The 19,363-nt window shown below is 60.2% G+C and carries 18 protein-coding genes and 1 pseudogene; 14 read left to right on the top strand and 5 right to left on the bottom strand.

Annotated elements, in window-relative coordinates:
- Nucleotides 1-204 precede the first annotated feature (204 nt).
- Nucleotides 205-867, bottom strand: coding sequence for a potassium channel family protein (locus FYC77_RS18805; RefSeq protein WP_149083039.1), 663 nt, complete (start codon nucleotides 865-867; stop codon nucleotides 205-207).
- A 217-nt stretch (nucleotides 868-1,084) separates the two neighbouring features.
- Here FYC77_RS18805 and FYC77_RS18800 point away from each other — a divergent pair, with 217 nt between their 5' ends.
- From FYC77_RS18800 to FYC77_RS20240, 4 genes are all read left to right on the top strand, one after another.
- Entirely contained in the window at nucleotides 1,085-1,675 is a 591-nt protein-coding gene (locus tag FYC77_RS18800) for a 50S ribosomal protein L15e (RefSeq protein ID WP_149083038.1), read from the top strand.
- 99 nt (nucleotides 1,676-1,774) lie between these two features.
- Nucleotides 1,775-2,209 carry a universal stress protein gene (locus FYC77_RS18795; RefSeq protein ID WP_149083037.1) on the top strand — a complete coding sequence of 145 codons (435 nt, stop codon included), beginning with the start codon at nucleotides 1,775-1,777 and terminating at the stop codon, nucleotides 2,207-2,209.
- A gap of 232 nt (nucleotides 2,210-2,441) precedes the next feature.
- On the top strand, nucleotides 2,442-3,257 hold the full coding sequence (locus tag FYC77_RS18790; RefSeq protein ID WP_149083036.1) for an ion transporter: 816 nt from the start codon (nucleotides 2,442-2,444) through the stop codon (nucleotides 3,255-3,257).
- 39 nt (nucleotides 3,258-3,296) lie between these two features.
- Nucleotides 3,297-3,437 (top strand): hypothetical protein, encoded by a 141-nt coding sequence (locus FYC77_RS20240; RefSeq protein ID WP_162354562.1) that lies wholly within the window; start codon nucleotides 3,297-3,299, stop codon nucleotides 3,435-3,437.
- Nucleotides 3,438-3,556: 119 nt separating this feature from the next.
- Here FYC77_RS20240 and FYC77_RS18785 read toward each other — a convergent pair whose 3' ends face one another.
- A complete protein-coding gene (locus FYC77_RS18785; RefSeq protein ID WP_149083035.1) occupies nucleotides 3,557-4,267 on the bottom strand; it encodes a phosphoribosyltransferase family protein in 711 nt (236 codons plus the stop codon).
- 340 nt (nucleotides 4,268-4,607) lie between these two features.
- On the opposite strand from FYC77_RS18785, the gene FYC77_RS18780 reads away from it, so the two are divergent.
- From FYC77_RS18780 to FYC77_RS18760, 5 genes are all read left to right on the top strand, one after another.
- Nucleotides 4,608-7,586, top strand: coding sequence for a bacterio-opsin activator domain-containing protein (locus FYC77_RS18780; protein ID WP_149083034.1), 2,979 nt, complete (start codon nucleotides 4,608-4,610; stop codon nucleotides 7,584-7,586).
- 102 nt (nucleotides 7,587-7,688) lie between these two features.
- Entirely contained in the window at nucleotides 7,689-7,829 is a 141-nt protein-coding gene (locus FYC77_RS18775) for a rubrerythrin-like domain-containing protein (RefSeq protein ID WP_149083033.1), read from the top strand.
- Between the two features lie 2 nt (nucleotides 7,830-7,831).
- Nucleotides 7,832-9,139 carry a glutamate dehydrogenase GdhB gene (gene gdhB, locus FYC77_RS18770; RefSeq protein ID WP_149083032.1) on the top strand — a complete coding sequence of 436 codons (1,308 nt, stop codon included), beginning with the start codon at nucleotides 7,832-7,834 and terminating at the stop codon, nucleotides 9,137-9,139.
- A 215-nt stretch (nucleotides 9,140-9,354) separates the two neighbouring features.
- Nucleotides 9,355-10,107, top strand: coding sequence for a TraB domain-containing protein (locus FYC77_RS18765; protein ID WP_149083031.1), 753 nt, complete (start codon nucleotides 9,355-9,357; stop codon nucleotides 10,105-10,107).
- A 70-nt stretch (nucleotides 10,108-10,177) separates the two neighbouring features.
- Complete coding sequence (locus FYC77_RS18760; RefSeq protein ID WP_149083030.1) at nucleotides 10,178-11,410, top strand: iron-containing alcohol dehydrogenase; 1,233 nt, start codon at nucleotides 10,178-10,180, stop codon at nucleotides 11,408-11,410.
- A 102-nt stretch (nucleotides 11,411-11,512) separates the two neighbouring features.
- Here FYC77_RS18760 and FYC77_RS18755 read toward each other — a convergent pair whose 3' ends face one another.
- Nucleotides 11,513-11,854, bottom strand: coding sequence for a hypothetical protein (locus FYC77_RS18755; protein WP_149083029.1), 342 nt, complete (start codon nucleotides 11,852-11,854; stop codon nucleotides 11,513-11,515).
- A gap of 98 nt (nucleotides 11,855-11,952) precedes the next feature.
- Between FYC77_RS18755 and FYC77_RS18750 the strand changes: the two are divergent.
- Nucleotides 11,953-13,119 (top strand): annotated as a pseudogene (locus FYC77_RS18750) (ISH3 family transposase).
- 270 nt (nucleotides 13,120-13,389) lie between these two features.
- Nucleotides 13,390-13,806: an SHOCT domain-containing protein gene (locus tag FYC77_RS18745; RefSeq protein WP_162354561.1), complete on the top strand. Its 417-nt coding sequence runs from the start codon at nucleotides 13,390-13,392 to the stop codon at nucleotides 13,804-13,806.
- A 226-nt stretch (nucleotides 13,807-14,032) separates the two neighbouring features.
- Here FYC77_RS18745 and FYC77_RS18740 read toward each other — a convergent pair whose 3' ends face one another.
- The gene (locus FYC77_RS18740) at nucleotides 14,033-15,427 is read right to left on the bottom strand and encodes a protein adenylyltransferase SelO (RefSeq protein WP_149083027.1); all 1,395 of its coding nucleotides are present in this window, start codon (nucleotides 15,425-15,427) and stop codon (nucleotides 14,033-14,035) included.
- 342 nt (nucleotides 15,428-15,769) lie between these two features.
- Here FYC77_RS18740 and FYC77_RS18735 point away from each other — a divergent pair, with 342 nt between their 5' ends.
- The 3 genes from FYC77_RS18735 to FYC77_RS18725 all read left to right on the top strand — a co-directional run bounded on the left by FYC77_RS18735 (nucleotide 15,770) and on the right by FYC77_RS18725 (nucleotide 18,077).
- Nucleotides 15,770-16,597 (top strand): helix-turn-helix transcriptional regulator, encoded by an 828-nt coding sequence (locus FYC77_RS18735; protein ID WP_149083026.1) that lies wholly within the window; start codon nucleotides 15,770-15,772, stop codon nucleotides 16,595-16,597.
- Between the two features lie 111 nt (nucleotides 16,598-16,708).
- Nucleotides 16,709-17,536 (top strand): alpha/beta fold hydrolase, encoded by an 828-nt coding sequence (locus FYC77_RS18730; RefSeq protein WP_149083025.1) that lies wholly within the window; start codon nucleotides 16,709-16,711, stop codon nucleotides 17,534-17,536.
- A gap of 205 nt (nucleotides 17,537-17,741) precedes the next feature.
- Nucleotides 17,742-18,077 (top strand): hypothetical protein, encoded by a 336-nt coding sequence (locus FYC77_RS18725; RefSeq protein ID WP_149083024.1) that lies wholly within the window; start codon nucleotides 17,742-17,744, stop codon nucleotides 18,075-18,077.
- A 248-nt stretch (nucleotides 18,078-18,325) separates the two neighbouring features.
- Here the strand turns inward: FYC77_RS18725 and FYC77_RS18720 are convergent, their stop codons facing one another.
- Entirely contained in the window at nucleotides 18,326-19,273 is a 948-nt protein-coding gene (locus FYC77_RS18720; protein ID WP_149083023.1) for a CPBP family intramembrane glutamic endopeptidase, read from the bottom strand.
- Nucleotides 19,274-19,363: the final 90 nt, after the last annotated feature.

Here is a 19,363-nt window from a genome sequence, read left to right as displayed (position 1 = left end):
AGTCACCAACTACGAAAGAGGACACAATCCCGGACGTACGAAGCTCAAAACCCTGTGATCGATTCTATGACACGCTCTCGTCGAACGGAACTGCTGTCGATCGGTTACGCGACCTCGACTCGAGGTGGCCCGCGACCGGTTTCCGTTCGACTCGCCGTCGACTGGTTGCTCGCCGTTCTCTCACCGACAGTGACAGCGATCTTCTCACCCGTTGGCGGGCAACAGCGCTGCCTGCACGCGCTCGAGTGAGTTCGTCTCGGTGATGACCGCGACCTCGTCGCCGACCCGTAGTTCGGTGCCCGGGAGCGGGATCGTCAGCGGTTCGCGTTCGCGTCCGTGGGCGTAGATCCGAGCGGAATCGGGGAGATCGAGTTCGCTCACTCGTTTCCCGACCGCAGGTGATCCGGCGGGAACATCGAGGACCGTAAGCTGGAGATTCGCCGCGAGATCGGCCACGACGTCGAAATCGCCGCCGAGCATCGCGGTTTTCGCGCCTGCGGCACCCAGACGCTCCGGGTAGATGATCTCGTCGACGTCCTCGGCGTACCTTTCGTAGATGTCCTCGCGGTAGTCCTCGTCGATCCGAAGCACCGTCCGACAGCCGTAGTGTTTCCCGACCATGCAGGCTGCGAAGTTGACGTTTAAGTCGGGCGTGAACGCGCCGATCGCACCAGCGCCGTCGATGCCGGCGTCGACGAGAACGTTCTCGTCCGAGCCGTCGCCGTGGCAAGCGTCGAACCCCGCTCGCTCCGCGCGTTCGATCCGGTCGGAATCCTCGTCGACGACGACGACCTCGTGACCCTCCTCGAGGAGGATGCGTGCCGTTCGTGATCCGACTCGCCCGTACCCCACGATAACGAATCTCATGTCACGCTGTACTCCCCCCGACGACAAATACGTTGGTCTCGACTCGAGTTCGACTCGAGGTTCGAAGCGCTTATACCCGAACGCTGGGTAGAATCGACCGACTCGCTGGGTCGCGGGCATCAGCGGGCACCTGCACGGCTTCGCCGCAGGTCGGGATGTGATCCGCGGGGACCGTCCCCGGTCGGGATTGAACCAGGAAACGCCCGCGGTGATACGCATGGCAAAGAGCTTCTACTCCCACATCAAGGAGGCATGGAAGGACCCCGACGACGGCAAACTCGGGGAACTACAGTGGCAACGCAAACAGGAGTGGCGCAAGCAGGGCGCGATCGAACGGATCGATCGCCCGACGCGACTCGATAAAGCACGCGAACTCGGCTACAAGGCCAAACAGGGTATCGTCGTCGCTCGCGTCTCCGTCCGCAAGGGGACGGCGCGCAAGCAGCGACACAAGGCGGGCCGACGCTCGAAGCGACAGGGCGTCAACCGCATCGGCCGACGAAAGAACATCCAGCGCATCGGCGAGGAACGGGTCTCCCGGAAGTACCCCAACCTCCGTGTGCTGAACAGTTACTGGGTCGGTGAAGACGGCTCCCAGAAGTGGTTCGAAGTGATCCTCGTCGATCCGAACCACCCGGCGATCGAAAACGACGACGATCTCAACTGGATCTGTGACGATGCCCACCAGAACCGCGCGTTCCGTGGTCTGACGAACGCGGGAACGGCCAACCGTGGCCTCAACAACCGTGGCAAGGGCGCAGAGAAGGTCCGACCGTCGAACACTGGCGGTCAGGGCCGCGCGAAGTAACCTCTCGCGTCCGCTCGTTTCATTTTCACTCTTTCGACAGTTGCCAGCGGACGCTGTCCGAGGCTGAAATTTATGATCCGCCGCTGCGTAGCGGCGAGCATGACGAACCACGTTCTCGTTCCAATCGACGAATCCGACCGATCGACCGACGCACTCGAGTTCGCCTGCCGAGAGTATCCCGACGCCGAGATCACCGCGATCCACGTCCTCGATCCGGGCGACTTCTACGCGGCTACTGGCATCGAAGGCGGCGCGATGGCGAACTACGACGAGATCCGAAAACAACACGAGAACCGTGCCGAAGGGATCCTGGAGCGAGCACGCGAACAGGCCGCGGCGTACGACCACGACCTCGAGACCGAACAGGTTATCGGCAGCGTCTCGCGTTCGATCGTCGACTACGTCGAGGGAAGCGACGTCGACCACGTCGTCATCGGCAGCCACGGTCGGACCGGTGCGAGTCGAATCTTACTCGGCAGCGTCGCCGAGAACGTCGCTCGGCGCTCGCCGGTCCCCGTAACGATCGTCCGGTAACGTCTTGGGACGCCGACCCGGTGTGCAACCTCGCTCGTGAGACCTTCGTCTCGTGTTACCTCTCCCCCCGTTAAATACAGACGTTTCCCGACACGTCGGGAACCCGTGGACACTCCTTCGAACACCGAGCGTGCGTTCGAAGCGACGGTGCAGTTATCGGCGTGAATGCTGGTTGACGAAAATCCGCTCTCCTAGCAGAACACTAATAATTCTCTACTGAAATACCGTTTCTATGAGTGCCGGTCGGTATGTGGATGCTCGTCGTCGAACACGGAAGCTGTTCGAACCAGAGCTAGGTGGGACGGTTGGCTACTACACCGATTGGTTCATCATGGCGCTTATTACCGCCAACGTCGCGGCGGTTATCCTCGAGACGGTCGACACCATCGCGGCCGCGTACGGTCCGTTTTTCCACTATTTCGAGCTGTTCTCGGTTGCGATCTTTACCGTCGAGTACCTCGGCCGGGTGTGGGCTGCCGTCGACGATCCGGCTTACGAGGGACCGATTTCCGGACGGCTTCGGTTTGCGAGTCGGCCCCTGATCGTCATCGATTTGATCGCAATCCTGCCGTTTTACCTTTCGGCTGCGGGGGTACAGACCGATCTTCGGTTCCTCCGTGCGATCCGACTGGTGCGTCTCTTCCGGCTGTTGAAACTCGTGCGATACTCGAGTGCCATGCGGTCGTTCGGACTGGTGTTCTATCGGGAGAAAGAGAAACTCCTGCTGGCACTGTTCGCGAACGTGTTGCTGTTGACGCTCGCCTCGAGTGTCATGTACTTCGTCGAGCACCCCCACCAGCCGGAGGTCTTCTCGTCGATTCCCGCCTCGTTTTACTGGGGGTTCATCACGCTGACGACCGTCGGCTACGGCGACGTCACGCCGGTTACGCCCCTTGGCCAGTTCCTGACCGGGATAATCGCCTTGCTCGGCATCGGGCTGTTCGCACTGCCGGCGTCGATTCTCGCGGCAGGGTTCATGGACCAAACCGACGACGAATCGGAGTCGGAGTACGAGTACTGTCCACACTGCGGGGAACGGCTGAAGTAGGTCCGGCTTCGTCGCGAGGCGTCGGCCGCGACGGCTGATGTGGCATCTCGAGCGGGCGTTCCGGACTATTGGTGCGAACAGTTGGCACACGGTCGAACACACGAACGGTTAGGTCCCGAACGGCCCTCGAGTCGCGTCGAGGTGCTGTTCGACGACCTCGAGGCGGGCGAACTCGAGTGACGGTGAGGCGAATGGCGGTTACGAGGAGTGAAACCCCTCGAAACGACGGTTTCGAACGATAGAGGATGGACTCGAGTGCGTCTCGGATCGTCGACGGGACGATCGAAGCAAGTCGCCGATCAGACGATCGTCAGCGAGCCGACTGGCGCGTCCGTCCGCTCGCGTGCGCGTTCGATGCCGTCCTCGCCGGCGGCAATGAGCGCGAAGACGCCGGCAACGTCGGCGTCGGCGGTCTCGACGATGTCCAACAGGAGTTCCTGGGTCTCACCCGAGCGGATGAGGTCGTCGACGACCAGCACCGACTCCCCGGGATCGATGGCCGACTCCGGGAGGTAGTAGGTCAGCTGGATGCCGGACTCGAGTCGTTCGCGGGCCTCGATGAACTCCTCGACGGCCGTCTCCTTGCGCTTTTTCGCGTACACACAGCGGGTACCGTAGTAACTGGCGAGTGAGGCGGCGAGCGTGATTCCGTCGGTGGCGGCGGTGAGCACGACGTCCGGCCGACCGAAGGCGAAGGCGTTGGCGACGACCGGCGCGACGAGGTCGAGAAACGGCTGATCGAAGACGGTGGCGGTGTTGTCGACGTACCCCTCGTCGTCGACGCGAATGCGGGCGTCGAGTTCCGCGGCCAGCGCTTCCCGTCCGAGATCCTCGACGACGTCGCCAGCGCGGTCAACACCGGGGAGAACGTGACCGTTCACGTACCGATTGAGGTCGCCAGCGGGGAGGCCGGTAGTGGCGGCCAACTCGTCGTAGGTTCGCGTCTCCTTTAACATTCGTAACACGTCAACGGCGCGCAACTGGAGGGCGGCTTTCTCGGCACGGTTCATACTCGATGAGCAGTCTTCCACAATTATGGTGGTTTCGATGTCGAAGGCGCTGTGAGATATCCACTACTATGTATCGATTCCACGAGAGCGGGACGCGTTCGACCTCGAGGGGAACGTCGTTCTCTGGGCGTACAACTCCGCGGTGTCACGCGAACGCTTACCGACAGAGTAGTCGGCGTGCCCGCTCGGGTGAGTTGGTATCGGGGGACTCGAGCAAACATCCCCGGTCTGCCCGCCTCGAACAAGCGCCCTCGGTCTGGTCTTCCCGAGTAATGCCCTTCCCCATCAGCCCGGGGGCCGACCGATGGTTTCTATCGCCCCGAGTTCGTACTGGCGGTGAATGGTCTCTGGACCGATCGCCGACGCCCACCTTCTCGTGGCGAAATCGGATACCGCCGGGACGGATCGCGACTCGAGCGATGGATCGACCGAACCGGCGCGGTGGAGAACCGACGACGGTGCCGATACCGTGACTACGGTCGAAACGATAGACGACGCGCTCGAGCGGGTTACGGACGGACCGATCGACTGCGTGGTGACGGGGCGGACGCTGGTCGACGGAAGCGGACTCGAGTTGCTCGAGGCGATCAGAGAACGCGATGCGACGCTTCCGGTCGTCCTGGCACCGGTCGACGGCGACGAATCGCTCGCCAGTGAGGCGATCACGGCTGGGGTGACGGAGTACGTCGCCGCCGATCGGAGCCCCGAGGAGCGCGGTCGTGCGATCGAACGTGCGATCGAGACCGGTCGCCGGCGACGTCGCCGACGGTCGCGGGCCCACGGGTTCACAGCGGTGTTCGAGGATAGCGAGACACAATCATGGCTCTTAGAACCCGACGGACGGGTTCGCCGGGCGAACGAGGTCGCACTCGAGGCGATCGATGCGACCGGAACCGACGTCGTCGGTCGCCCCTTCCCCGACGTGTCGCCGTGGCGCGAGAGCGACGACGAGCGAGCAATGCTCCGAAAGGCGCTCGAGACGGCGGCCAACGGGTCCGTCGTTCGGCGGGAGCTTCCGTGGACGGCATCCGGCGAAAACGACGGCTCGGAGGACGTCTCCGCCGAGATCGACCGGGCGGATAGTGACCGCTCACGAACCCTGTCGGTCACGATTCGACCGGTCCGAGACGAGACCGGAACCGTCAGCTCGGTGCTCGTCCGGGCGGAGGACGTAACCGAGCGCGCTGGCCTCGAGCAGGAGCTTCGCGAGTCCGAAGAACTCCACCGCGTGACGCTCAACAACATGACCGATACCGTCCTCGTCACGGACGACGACGGCGAATTCACGTACGTCTGCCCGAACGTCCACTTCATCTTCGGTTACGACGACGACGAGATCCACGAGATGGGGACGATCGACGAACTGCTCGGAGCGGAGCTGTTCGACCGGGAAGAACTCGCCGAGGAGGGCGTTCTGACGAACATCGAGTGTACGGCGACGGACGAGGCCGGACGCGAACACACCCTGCTCGTGAACGTTCGGGAAGTGTCGATTCAGGACGGAACGACGCTGTACAGCTGTCGCGACGTCACCGAACGCAAGCGCCGCGACGAGGCGCTCACTGCCCTCCATCGAACGACCAGGCGACTCCTCTACGCCGAAACCGACCGCGAGATCGTCGATCTCGTCGTGGGGGATGCCACGGACGTCCTTGCCCTCGAGGCCAGCGGGATCTACCGCTTCGATCCCGAGAACAACGTCCTCCAGCCGGCGGCACACTCCTCCGGAATGGCGGAGCTCCACGGCCCGCTCTCGGCTGAGCGAGTCGGTGACGAGAACGTCCTCGGAGCCGTTTTCCTCGAGGGAGAGAGCCGGTTCTTCGAGGACATCACCGACGCCGCGGCGTTCTCGAACCCGACGACCGACGTCAGAAGCGCCGCGTTCGTTCCGCTCGGCGACCACGGCGTGTTCGTCGTTGGATCGTCGTCGCCGGACGAGTTCGACGACGCCTCCCGGGAGCTGACTGACCTACTCGCGGCGACGACGGAGGCCGCCCTCGACCGGGTCGAGCGCGAGCGAACGCTTCGGGAACGCGATCGGGAGCTCAAGCGGCGGAACCGCCAGCTCACCCGACTCAACCGGATCAACGAACTCATCCGCGAGATCGACGCCGCACTGGTCCAGGCGGAGACGCGCGAGGAGATCGAGCAGGCGGTCTGTGATCGACTTACCGCAGCCGATCGGTTCTCCGTCGCCTGGATCGGTGCGTCCGACGACGGGGGAGACCATCTCGAGGTGTGCGCCTACGGCGGTCCGCGACGTGGTCGGGAGTATCTCGATAGCGTCTCGCTGTCGCTTACCGGCGACGCGACGGAGCCAGCCGTGAGAACGGCGATCGACCGCGAGGTCACGGTCGTCTCGAACGTCGTCGACGGACTTCGCGACGAACGGTGGCGAGGTGAGGCGCTCGCCGCGGAGTACCAGTCGGTACTCGGCGTTCCACTGTCCTACGACGAGTTTACCTACGGGGTGTTGACGGTGTACGCCGATCGGCCGGATGCGTTCGACGACGTGACACGGTCCGTCTTCGACGAACTCGGCGAGACGATCGCCTCCGCCATCGCCGCGGTGGAGCGAAAGAGTGCACTCCTCTCGGATTCGAGCAACCGCCTCGAGTTCGCGGTTCGAGACGAGAGCTCCGTCTTTACCCGGCTCGCCGAACGGGCCGACTGTACGCTCTGGTTCGATGGCGGCGTACGACAGCACGACGACGGAGCGACGGTGTTCGCGTCGGTCGAGGGGGCATCGGCCACCGACGTCGTGGCTGCGGCTGCGGATCTCGTCGCCGTCGAGGACGCCCAGGTCGTCGACGGTGGACCGTCGCCCGCGGACGACGGTGACCGAACTGGTGGAACCGTCCGACTCGTGCTCAGTCGACCGTTTTTCGCACTCCGGCTCGCCGATCACGGTATTGTCTTGCGACGCCTCGTGGCGACGCCGTCGCTTGCACGGATCGTCGTGGACGTTCCGAGCTCCGTCGACGCTCGCGAGAGTGCGGACATCGTCTCGAGCGAGTTCGAGGACGTCGACCTCCGTTCGAAACAGACCGTCGACCGCACGATGCGAGCCGACGGCCGGGCCGACCTCCTCGACACACTCACCGACCGACAACTCGAGGTCGTCCAGCTCGCGTACTACGGCGGCTACTTCGAGTCGCCGCGTGCTCGATCGGGGGAAGACGTTGCGGAAACACTCGAGATCTCTCCGGCGGCGTTCTACCAGCACGTGCGAACGGCCCAGCGGAAACTCTTCGAGGCACTGTTCGACGGCACGGCTCACGCGCTGGGTGACGAAGTGGGGTTGAATAGTGAACCATAGTCGAGATCCGATGCTAGATATTCAACGAACAACCTGATCTTAATATCCCTAATATTCCTAGATGCGACGATCGCACCCGCGATTCGCTCGTCGACGATATCCATGAAAGACGTTCAACTCGATCCCGGCGAAGAATCGACCTACGAGTGTTTCGACTGCGGTACGGTCGTCATCGCATTGGCACCCGAGGCGTGTCCCAACTGCGGTGCCGATATGCGCAATCGACGGACACCGATCGAATAACGATGGGGACGGATCAACACGTTTCGACGGCTGAGCCGCAGCAATCGTCGAGCGACGAACCGGAGACTGCACTCGAGACCGCCCGTCGACAACTCGCTCGAGCTCGATCGAACCTCGAGATCGACGACGCGATCCACGAGCGCCTCCGCTATCCGAGGGCGGTCCACGAGGTGACCGTCCCACTCGAGCGTGACGACGGATCGGTCGACGTCTTCACCGGCTACCGGGCCCAACACGACAGCGTTCGGGGGCCCTACAAGGGCGGACTCCGGTACCATCCGGAGGTTACCCGTGACGAGTGTGTCGGGCTGGCGATGTGGATGACCTGGAAGTGTGCAGTGATGGATATCCCCTTCGGGGGCGCCAAGGGAGGCGTCGTCGTCGACCCGAAATCGTTGAGCGCCGACGAGAAAGAACGGCTCACGCGTCGGTTCATGCAGGAGATTCGGGGCGTCATCGGTCCGACGAAGGATATTCCCGCACCAGATATGGGGACTGACCCGCAGACGATGGCGTGGCTGATGGACGCCTACAGCATGCAAGAGGGCGAGACGATTCCCGGCGTCGTCACCGGCAAGCCTCCCGCGATCGGCGGCTCGAAGGGCAGAGAGCGGGCCCCCGGACGAAGCGTCGCTATCGTCACCCGCAAAACCTGTGAGTACTTCGACTACCCGCTCTCGGAAACCACCGTCGCCGTCCAGGGATTCGGCAGCGTCGGCGCCAACGCAGCCCGCCTGCTCGACGAGTGGGGGGCGGATGTCGTCGCGGTTAGCGACGTCAACGGCGGTATCTACGACCCAGACGGCCTCGAGGTCGGAGCGATCCCTTCCCACGACGAGGAGCCGGAGGCTGTCACCCGCTATGCGGAGGAGACCGACGTCTCGCGACTCTCGAACGACGAGTTGCTCGAACTGGACGTCGACGTCCTCGTCCCGGCCGCTGTCGGAAACGTCCTCACCGAGGACAACGCCGCCGCCGTCGACGCCGATCTCGTCGTCGAGGGGGCAAACGGCCCGACGACGTTCGCTGCCGACGCGATCCTCGAGGAACGAGAGATTCCGGTGGTCCCCGACATCCTCGCCAACGCCGGCGGCGTCACCGTCAGTTACTTCGAGTGGCTCCAGGATATCAACCGACGGCGCTGGTCGCTCGAGCGGGTCCACGAGGAACTCGACTCCGAGATGGTGACGGCCTGGAACGCGGTCCGCGAGGAGGTCGAACAACGTGACGTCACCTGGCGCGACGGGGCGTACGTCGTCGCGCTCTCGCGGATCGCCGAAGCACACGATATCCGCGGACTCTGGCCCTGATACGGCTACGTACGTACGCTTTGGGCACTGACCCTGATACGGCTACGTACGTACGCCGTTTCCAGCGGGGTCGCGGCTCGGACAGCACCCTCATCGGTACACCGGCATACCGATCCGTACCTGGGGTAGTTGTACCGTTTTCGGACGTCTCGCCACTATTCCGCTAGTTGAGACACCCCCCGTCTTTCAAGAGCGTCGTAGTGGTACGTCGGTGCGTGTCCGCCAACGGTTCTATCACCCTCGTCCCCAGCGTTCACTACTCTGCGAGTCACTGCCGTCGCGTCCGGCGGGCGATCCGCGAGGCCGACCCGGATCTCGTCGCGGTCGAACTCGACGTTCGTCGGTTCGAGTACTTCGACCGAGACGTCGACCCGTCGTTCGCCGATCTCGCTCGAGCGGTAACGCCGATCCCCGCGGCAATCTACACCGCGGTCCGGGCGATTCAGCGGACGATCGGCCGGCTCTACGGGCTCGACCTCGAGACGACCGACATGGCGGTCGCGATCGACACTGCCGCCGAACTCGACACCGACGTCGCGCTCGTCGACGATCCGATCGAGAAGACGATCTCGGGGATCGCTTCCCGGGTCGGGCCGGCGACGATCCCGAGAGTGTTGATCCGGGCTGCTCGCCCCGATCCGGGCCGGCGAGCCGATTCGGTTGCCCCTCTCTCACCCCCGCTCGCGGAGATCGAACACGGCGACGACGTCCAGCCGGCGATCGACCTCCTACGCCGTGTCGTCCCCGAACTCGCCGAAGTGGTGATCGATCGCCGGGACCGAGCGATGGCCGAACGGCTCCACGCGCTCCGACTCGAGGGCTACGACGTCGTCGCCGTACTCGGCGTCGGCCACCACAACGGCGTCCGCCGAACGCTCGCGTCGCTGGAGGGCAACGAGGGCCTCCGGAGGGTGACCGTCCCGATCCGGTCGCCGACCGGCTCCTCGAGGCGGATCCCGATCGACTGATCCCTCGACGGCTACTTGTCGTACACTTACGAACAAACGCTTTTCCACACGCTCACCGTGGGTAGAGAGCATGTCCGAACCAGCGCCGACGCACGGAACGCGAACCGTCGTCTCGCCCGGAAAAACGCTCTTCGGTATCGACGCGAGCGAACGGGTCGGCGAGTACGCCGATCGCTACGGAACGAAGGCTCTCCTCCTCGCCTCACAAGAAATTTACGACATCCACGGCGACCGGATCGTCGAGGCGCTCGAATCCAGCGGCGTCGAGACGGTCCTGTACACTGACGTTCGGCCGGACCCGACAGTCGAGAACGTCCGGGAGGCCTTTCAGGTCTGGCGGGAGGAAGATTGTGACGTTATCGTCACACTCGGCGGTGGTTCGTCGATCGACGCCGGCAAATCGGTTGGGATCCTGGCGACCAACGAGGGCGACATCCGGAGCTTCGGGGTCGACGAGGCCGGATACGGCGGTGTCCCGAATCCAACGCCACCGATCATCGTCGTCAATACCACCGCAGGGACCGGAAGCGAGACGACGCGGACGGCCGTCCTGACGGACGAGTCTACCGCAACGAAGTTCATCATCGTCTCGGAGAACATCGTTCCGACCGTCGCCATCGAAGATCCCGAACTGACTCGCTCGCTTCCCAAGAGCCACACCGCCTTCACGGGTATCGACGCCTTTACCCACGCCATCGAGGCGTTCACGTCCGTCAAGAGCTACGGAGTCACCGACGAGTACGCCCGTAACGCCATGGTCCGGATCGTCGATGCGCTCCCGGTAGTCTGGTCCGACGGTGACAACATCGAGGCCCGAACGGAGATGATAATCGGACAGTTCCAGGCCGGCAAAGCCTTCGGTAACTCGTCGGTCGCGCTCGTTCACGGCATGGCCCGCCCGCTAGGGGCACAACTTCACGTCCCACACGGTCTCGCGAACGGTCTCATCCTCCCCTACGTCGTCGAGTTCAACCAGATGGCTGCACCCGAGAAGTACGCCGAAGTATCCCGTATCCTCGGTGTCGCCGACGAGAGCGAGTCCGCTCGCGTGGCCGCTCGCAAGGCCAGCGACGGCATCGAACAACTCTGCGAGGACATCTCCCTCACCGACTACCTCGACGACTTCGGCGAGGTCCCCTCCCGCGAGGAGTACCTCGAGGTTGTCCCCCAGATGACCCAGGACGCGTTCGACTCGGGATCTCCGGCAAACAACCCACGCAAACCCACTCGCCAGGAGCTCGAAAACCTCTTCGTGACGGTCTACGACGACGCGCTCGCACCCGACAGTTCGCGCCGGTCCTGACTTGCGACGCGTTACGTCTTCACCGGAGCGTCAGCGGTATTCCGAGACGAGAAAGCCCAATGGAACGACGGAACCTGACGTACGCAAACCCTGTTGGACGCATCAGTAGTCACCCGAACTGACGCTACCGTCACCGTCCCAAGAACACGGTCCAAACGACGTGTTTCGAGCAACAGGATCGATAAACACGCCGTGATCGTCGAGCTGGACTGGATAGTCGTCGCCGGTCTCGTACGCCCAGTCCAACTCCCAAGCGATTTCCCACGTATCCTGTTCGGGGAGGTCGTCCCCGTCGAACTCTGCCTGATACTCGCCATACGGGAATTCCACGTCGTCGTTGAGAGTGACGTGTTCCTCTACGTCGAATTCGACCGTCTCCTCGAGCAGTACATCGCTCGTGTCCTCGTGTTCGATACGAATGTGTACTGTGACGTCAGTATCCATCCTCAGTACTTCACAAAGCAACTCAACGACGCCGACTTGTTCGTGAGACTCTCCGCTAAATAGTAAGCAACTAGGAAGGATGCCTGCTTGCAGAAGGTGTGTTCAAAACCCAGCAAGCAGACGGTTCAATCCACGAAGACCAGGTTCTTAACTTCCTCGTCAACACGATTGATGAGGAAGTTGAGCTTGATCTCGCTCCCAACGCCGAAACGACGGTTGAAGACGTCCGCGAGGTCCTCGTCGGCGCGTGCGCCGACGGGACCTCGGTTTCGACACTCTGCGAGAAGAGCGAAGATTCACCCCGCCACAACACGGTTCTGTACCACCTCCGCGAGAAGTTCGACCTAGAGTCAGTCGAACGGATCGGCAATACGCTGTTTCAGAAGGATGTTCTCGACGTGCTTCCCGAGCAGATGGAGGTCTGCGCAGACCTCCACCTGCGGCCCTACTACGGTAACGAGGATGAGACAGACGGCCTCTATCATTCAGAAGCGAAGCGTGGAACCACCGCATTCCATGCCTATGCCACACTCTACGCGCGTGTAACGAACAAGCGGTTCACGCTGGCAGTGCGCCGTCTCGAAGACGGTGACACTGCCAGCAGCGTCCTCGCCGAGTTTCTCGGTGTGCTCGACGGCCTTGACTTCAGCGTCAAGGCTGTCTACCTCGACCGTAAATTCTACGACAGCAAGTGCCTCACGTTGCTTCAGGCGCACAACCACGCCTACGTAATGCCGATCGTCCGCTGGGGAAAGACGATCACGCGGGAACTCTCCGAAGGCTGGAGTCGCGTGATCGAGCACGACCTGACGGGGAAACTCGACGGTCACAGTTAGACCGTCGAGTTACCCGTCTACATCGACTGTACCTACCAGAACGGACGGTACGACGAACATGGGGTGGCGCGTCACGGCTACGCCGCTGACGCGCCGTTCATCGACACGCCACGAGACGCCCGATACCACTACGCGAAACGCTTCGGTATCGAGGCCAGCTACCGGTTGTCCGAGCAGAGTATTGCGACGACATCGACACAAGATCCGGTCGTCCGGCTGTTGTACGTCGTGGTGAGCCTGCTGTTACAGAACGTCTGGCGGTATCTCCACTGGGAGTGTGTGGCGACGCCCCGCCGTGGCGGGCGTCGCCTCTGGTCCTGGCCGTTCAAGGAGTTCATCAACATGATCAGACGGGCAGCGTGGACGGCCCTCGCGGTGCGTCGGACCGTCCCCGCGAATCGACCATCGGACGATCGGTTCAACCGGTAACCACCGACCGAGGATGCCCCGTTCGTGAGTGTCAACTCCGTCGCGTCGGCGGCTGAGCGCCGCCGACAGCGACAGATCCGCATAGCTTCACTCGATCTCAGAGTCGAACTCCCGTCGATCATGACTCAGCAAGACAGAACTGCGGCTTCAGACTGAGTTAGCCAAAGACGCCTTGTGAGGTACTGAAACTGGATCAGACGGAAGCTGAAGTCAACGTGAGAAGCTGACGGAGAGGTGACTTTTTCTACCGAGCAGTCCATGTGTCTGTATATGCCTCAGGAGTCCTCTTTGAGTCGCCTCAGGGGCAATGCAACGGAGATACTCGGTCTACTCTTCGTCTCACTCATGATTATCGGCTTATTCACTGAGTTTTGGCTACTCATCGCCGGTCTAATCGGTCTGTTATTCATCACTCCTCTCATCGCGTTACTCATCGGAGATCAGGAGGCTATAGAGGAGTGGTGGGGAGAAGAGAAAGCTGAGCAGTACGGAGATAACTCCGAGGAAGATCCGCTTGAAACACTCAAACGGCGGTATGCGGAAGGTGAACTGTCTGAGGCCGAGTTTGAATACAAAATCCAACAACTCCTCGAAGTCGATGATATAGAATCGGTTCAACGGACTGCTGACGGTCCACAAACGAGTGATCCCCCAGAGTCCGTCGAGATGGAGCGTGAAGACCGCTAAATCACACCGCTGTTCCCTGCTGAGTCCATGCTCTGAATGTTGAAGGCTGCTTCTGACAACAGTTCGGTAGATCGTTGAGTCTCTGCAAGATATAGGGCTCGAATCTTGCATTTGTAAATACTGCTCTCTCGATCGGTGATGCCCAGCAGTTCGTCGACAGTAAATGATTGTGTTCTCGCCTGAGCAATAGCGAATTGATGAGTATGCCTACTTTGGTAGTATCGGCTCACGTATTACAGTACGTTGTATACTCCGTATCGAATTCTCGTGGCGGTGGCTGCTGGAATTGGGAACCCATATCCTTCGATGTATAGGGGTTTTCCAACACGGACAATAGCTCCTTGAATTTGGATAGAGTCCCAGTTTCGAGATACTCATTCAGTGCCTCTTCAACCAGGTAGTTGCGGGGAATGTACCGGGGATTGGCTTCCTGCATCAACTCCTCATCTAGGCCGACAGCAGCCAATTTAGTTCTAAGCCGTTCGAATTCTCCAGTTGCAAACGCTGGGTCATCAAACGTACCGGGCGCCTCTAATTCGAGGAACGTATTGGTATAGTCTGCGTTCGACTTGCGGAGCCACTCCAGGAACTCATCAACGAGTGCTTCCTCGCCATCCGAGGTGATCCCCAACTTCTTTCGCATCATCGTGTAGTATTGGGCATCAAATCGATCGTCAAATTCGTCCAGTTTATCTTTGATTTCATCATACGTGAGCGCCGTTCGTGTACACAGCGGTTGGAGCGCCTCTGCGAGGCGTTCGAGATTCCACCGCAAAATGGGTCGCTGGTTGCCGAACGCATATCGCCCGTGCTTGTCGATCGAGCTGAAGACCGCCTCCTCATCATAGTAATTCATGAACGCACAGGGCCCGTAATCAAATGTTTCTCCATCGATACTCATGTTGTCCGTATTCATCACGCCATGGACGAATCCGACACGCAGCCAGTCAACAACCATCTCGATCGACGACTGCATGACTGCATCGAAGAACTCGACGTATGAACGGTCCGTTGCAGTTAGTTGTGGGTAGTGTCTGTCAATAACGTAGTCAGTGAATCGCTGTAGTTCGTCGGCTGCTCGGCCTGCTACATACTGAAAGGTCCCGTATCGGATGTGGCTGTTCATCACCCGGACAAGAATGGCTCCAGGTTCCGTCCGTCGTCGTTGAATCGCTTCGTCAGTTTCGACGACCGCCAGACTCCTCGATGTTTTGATATGTAGATTCTGCATCGCATACGAATACAGATACTCCCTGAGCATCGAGCTGACAGTTGCGTTGCCGTCGCCTCTCCCCGAGTACGGCGTTCGACCGGACCCTTTCAGTTGAATATCGTATCTACGACCATCGTGTACATGTTCGCCGAGTATCATCGCTCTCCCGTCGCCCAGGACGGTAAAACTCCCATACTGGTGGCCTGCATATGCCTGGGCGATTGGTTCTTCCAAGAGGTCTTGGCCTGCTAGAATGGTAGCATTGAGTTCCGCTGGATCCAATCCAAGGTCAGCACAGAGCCCGTGATTACGAACCAATATTTCTGGATTGGTGATACTTTCCGGCGTTACTCTCGAATAGAGGCTCGAGTCCAAATTTTTGTAAGTGGTATCAAATGAAAACGTCATTTTGTCTTGTGCAGTGTTATCTTGCTTGCTTTAATAAACTTATCTTTGAAAATGTTAAGGTACGGTCAGTAGAGGGTTCAAATCGACGCGTGCTGCACACATCCTCTGGATTCAGCAGCCCATTCTTGGCAATAATTTGTCAGTTAGATCAGACTCTGCTGAACTCACAGCGCGACTGTGGCACTGGATATTGGCCCGATTGAATCCGTTGTAATGGGGTAGTCCAGATGGTATTGGTCCCGGAGTTGCCATCGATAGTTCTGGCACCTTCCAGGCGCGATGTGATACAACAGCCCTATCTGCTCCAGAAGATGTAATATCGTTCCCGTGTGAACAACTAACATGGGATCGTTCATCGAGGAAATCGAATTTATTGCGAGCTCGAAACATCGCGTTGGAGTTCTCGAGGCACTCGCAGAGGGAGGCCATGATCGACGGGACCTGGAATCAATGACTGGAGCCCATTCCTCGACCATTGGACGCGTACTCAGTGACTTCGAAGAGCGGCGTTGGATCGAACGGAACGGGCCGACCTATGAACTGACACCGCTTGGTGAATACGTCGCCGACCAGTTCGCGGACCTGTGCGACGCGATGGAGATCGAAGGAAAGCTCAGGGCTGTCTGGCAGTGGCTTCCGCGGGAAATGGAGGGGTTCTCCCCGGAGTTGTTTGCAGATGCCGTTATCGCCTATCCTCCCACTGGCTACCCGTACGAACCCCTCGAACGGGTCATCCAACTGTACGAAGAGAACGACTCACTCCGCGGATTTGGGGCGACGATATTCAAAGGGGCTGCGTACGAGGTGTTCACTCGAGAGGCGCTCGACGGGATGGAAATGGAATTCATCTACCCCGCAACGTGCCTGTCAGCAATCATCAACTGGAATCCCGAACTATTCCAGCAAACGGCCAACCTAGAGCATTGCAACATCCTCGTTCACGACGACCTCCCCGACACGCGACGGTGTGGTATCGATATCTTTGATGACCGTGTCGCGATTTGCTGTCACGATCCAGAAACCAGGGCCTTCCGTGCATGGTTCGATACTGCTGCACCCGAGGCCAGAGAGTGGGCGAAATCCGTCTTTCAGGAGTACCGCAGCGAGGCTCGGTCAGTCGACGAGGAGGTGTTGGCCACACCGGTACCGGAGCAATTTACATCGCCATAGAAGACCAGACCGATCCGTCTCTGCGGTTCGGTTGCACGCCGTGCAATATTTCACTAAATAGTCTCATTATCGTACCTTTCGTCGTCCTACGTGCAGAAAGGTGACCGACCCATGACCGAACCGACATCAGCCGACACGAAAACGATCACCTCAACCGATGGAACCGAGCTTGCGGTCCATCGAACGGGGAGCGGACCGCCCCTCGTGCTCGTCCACGGCGCGGACATCGACCACAGGTTCTGGGACGTCTCCGGCGTTCGAGAATCTATCGCCGAACACCACACCGTCTACGCGATGGACGGTCGCGGCCACGGCGCGAGCGAGGACCCCGGCGAGTTCGAACTGAAACGGGAGTTCGAGGACATAGTCGCGGTCGTCGACTCGATCGACGAGCCCGTGCAGGTGGTCGCGGAGTCCGGCGGCGCGTTCTACTCGCTGGAGGCCGCCCTGCGAACCGACAACATCCGCACACTGGCCCTGCACGAACCCCCTATTCCAGGGTTCGAAAGCACTCGCGCCAACGAGGGCTTCGAGACGATGGTCGCCATGTTGAACGAGGGAGACCCCGATCGGGCGCTGGCGACATTCCTGAAAGAGGCCGCCGGGTGCACTCGAGAGGAGGTCGAGGGATTGTACAACCATCCGATATGGCCGGAGTATGTGGAGACTTTCGTCGAGACCGTAATCCCCAAGATGGAAACCACAACCGAAGCCGACTACCAGTTCGACCCGGACAGGTTCGCCGAGTTCGACGTCCCGACGTTGCTGTTGACGGCCAGCGAGACGGCAGACTGGCTCCTCGAGGCGACGTATGCGGTCGCCGACGCGCTCCCGAATGTCCGGGTCGTCGGCATCGACGGATACGGCCACGGCGCAGTCGCCAGCGCACCGGACTGGTTCACGAGTGAAGTACTCGCGTTCGTTGATGAATCGGGCTGACGGTTCAGCAACCGTCTCCGCCCTTCCACAGGCTCCGTTTTTACTGACGATGACCTCTGGGTGTTGCACGACCATTCTGCCAGCTGCTGGATAGGTCAAGCGAAGCGTGCTGAATACACAGCGCGTATGCAGCACCAGCTACTCTATCCTGACTGAGTTCCTATTTCTCGGAAAGATTTACATGACACCCGACAAATCGTGACGTATGGACGCTGACTGGCAAAACTCGGGTGGTATCGTTGCACTTGGGTTGTTGGGGATTGCGTTGGTGTTGACGCTGGCCGGGATCGAGACTGTGGCAGGATACGAGGTACTTTCCGCTGGCCAATCGGCATTCGGATTCCTCGCGGCGGGGAATTTCAGTCTTGGTGTGCTCTCCGCAGGCATCTTTTCAGTCGGAATCTTCTCCGCGGGGGTTTTCTCGGTCGGGATTTTTTCAATCGGGATTTTCGCTGTTGGACCGTTTGCTTTCGGGATCTACGCCATCGGATTCTATGCGACACAACAGTATGTCGAATCTTCAGAAACAACCACTGACTAATGATCGAGGGCGAGTGCTGACTACATGCTCTGGATGTTGCAGGCGCTTTCTGCCAGCTACTGGATAGATTGAGGGAGACGTGCTGAACTCAAGGCACGAATACATCAGTGATTTCGTAGCAGGATCACGAACCAATGAGGCTCCGGAGTTCTACGTCAAAGACAAACCTGCCAAGAGCACTCAACCACGTGATCCCGAACGCGAACAAGAGAAACTCGGCGAGAATACGTCTTCCCGAGATGCGTCTTTCACTTGTCGTTTATCGTTGCTTCTTGTACTGGGTTCGCTTGGGGGTTGAAGCCCGCGACTTCTCCTGTCGGAATGTCACCTCGTGCGAGCTGTTTCCGGCCGTACAGTGCAATTATCACGAGACCGATGAGGAGATAGACGCCAAAGTTAAGCCCCGCGATCAGTTCCACGTACTCTTCTTGGATCACGTCGTCGATGATGATAGCATCGGGATCAAATGGAATCAAGCCTGCCGACGCATTCAACCCGGCGTGGAAGAACATCGCCAGGAGGACGCTTGCAGAGTTGTTGTACAGCCAGCCGAGGATCACGGACCAGACGACGACTGTCGGGAAGTACAGCAACGTATTGATTAACGGGTAGTCCGAGTGGGGTGCCACCGGGGCGAAAAACAGCGGTAAGTGCCAGAAGGCAAAGACGACACCGACCACGAGACTCGACGTTACCGCCGAATATCGCTCCTGTAGCAACGGCTGCGCCAGGCCACGCCACCCTGGTTCCTCGTTGAGACCACCACTAAAAATCAACGTGAACAACAGTAGAGGGAGGTACGATAGGATCGGTACCGTCAGCGCTCCGAAATCATACGGACCACCGAATGTGATGTACAGTGCAGAGACCCCAGCGACGGCAACGATGGGAAGGCCCAGGGTGGCGAGCCACCAGCGGAGACTCACTCGCCATTTTACGATCTGACTGGCCCAAGTGCGCAAGTCTCCCCCGCCGAATTTCACGATGATCGCCGCCGCGACGAGCGGACCGAACCCTCCGAGGTACATGAGAAAGACGCCGACCCAGATTATCGTGTCTGCCTCGCCGGGTCCGATATCCCCTGGTCCCGGGAGTATCAGCATCGGTGCCCAAATCACCCAGCTGTAGCCGAGGGTGAGAACGAAATACGACAGGACCGGTCGGCTCCGGATCGCATTACGGGTGGTGCTCATCATCAATCACAGCCTCTATCCGTCTTTAGCTAAGCGAGAAACCACGTGACAGCGGCGACTTATCGAGGCATCTTTTTGAGAGGAATGAGGAGG

This window comes from Natrialba swarupiae, assembly GCF_008245225.1.
Lineage (GTDB): Archaea > Halobacteriota > Halobacteria > Halobacteriales > Natrialbaceae > Natrarchaeobius > Natrarchaeobius swarupiae.
The sequence above is the reverse complement of the archived record's forward strand: the minus strand, read 5'-3'. Positions and strand labels throughout refer to the sequence as shown.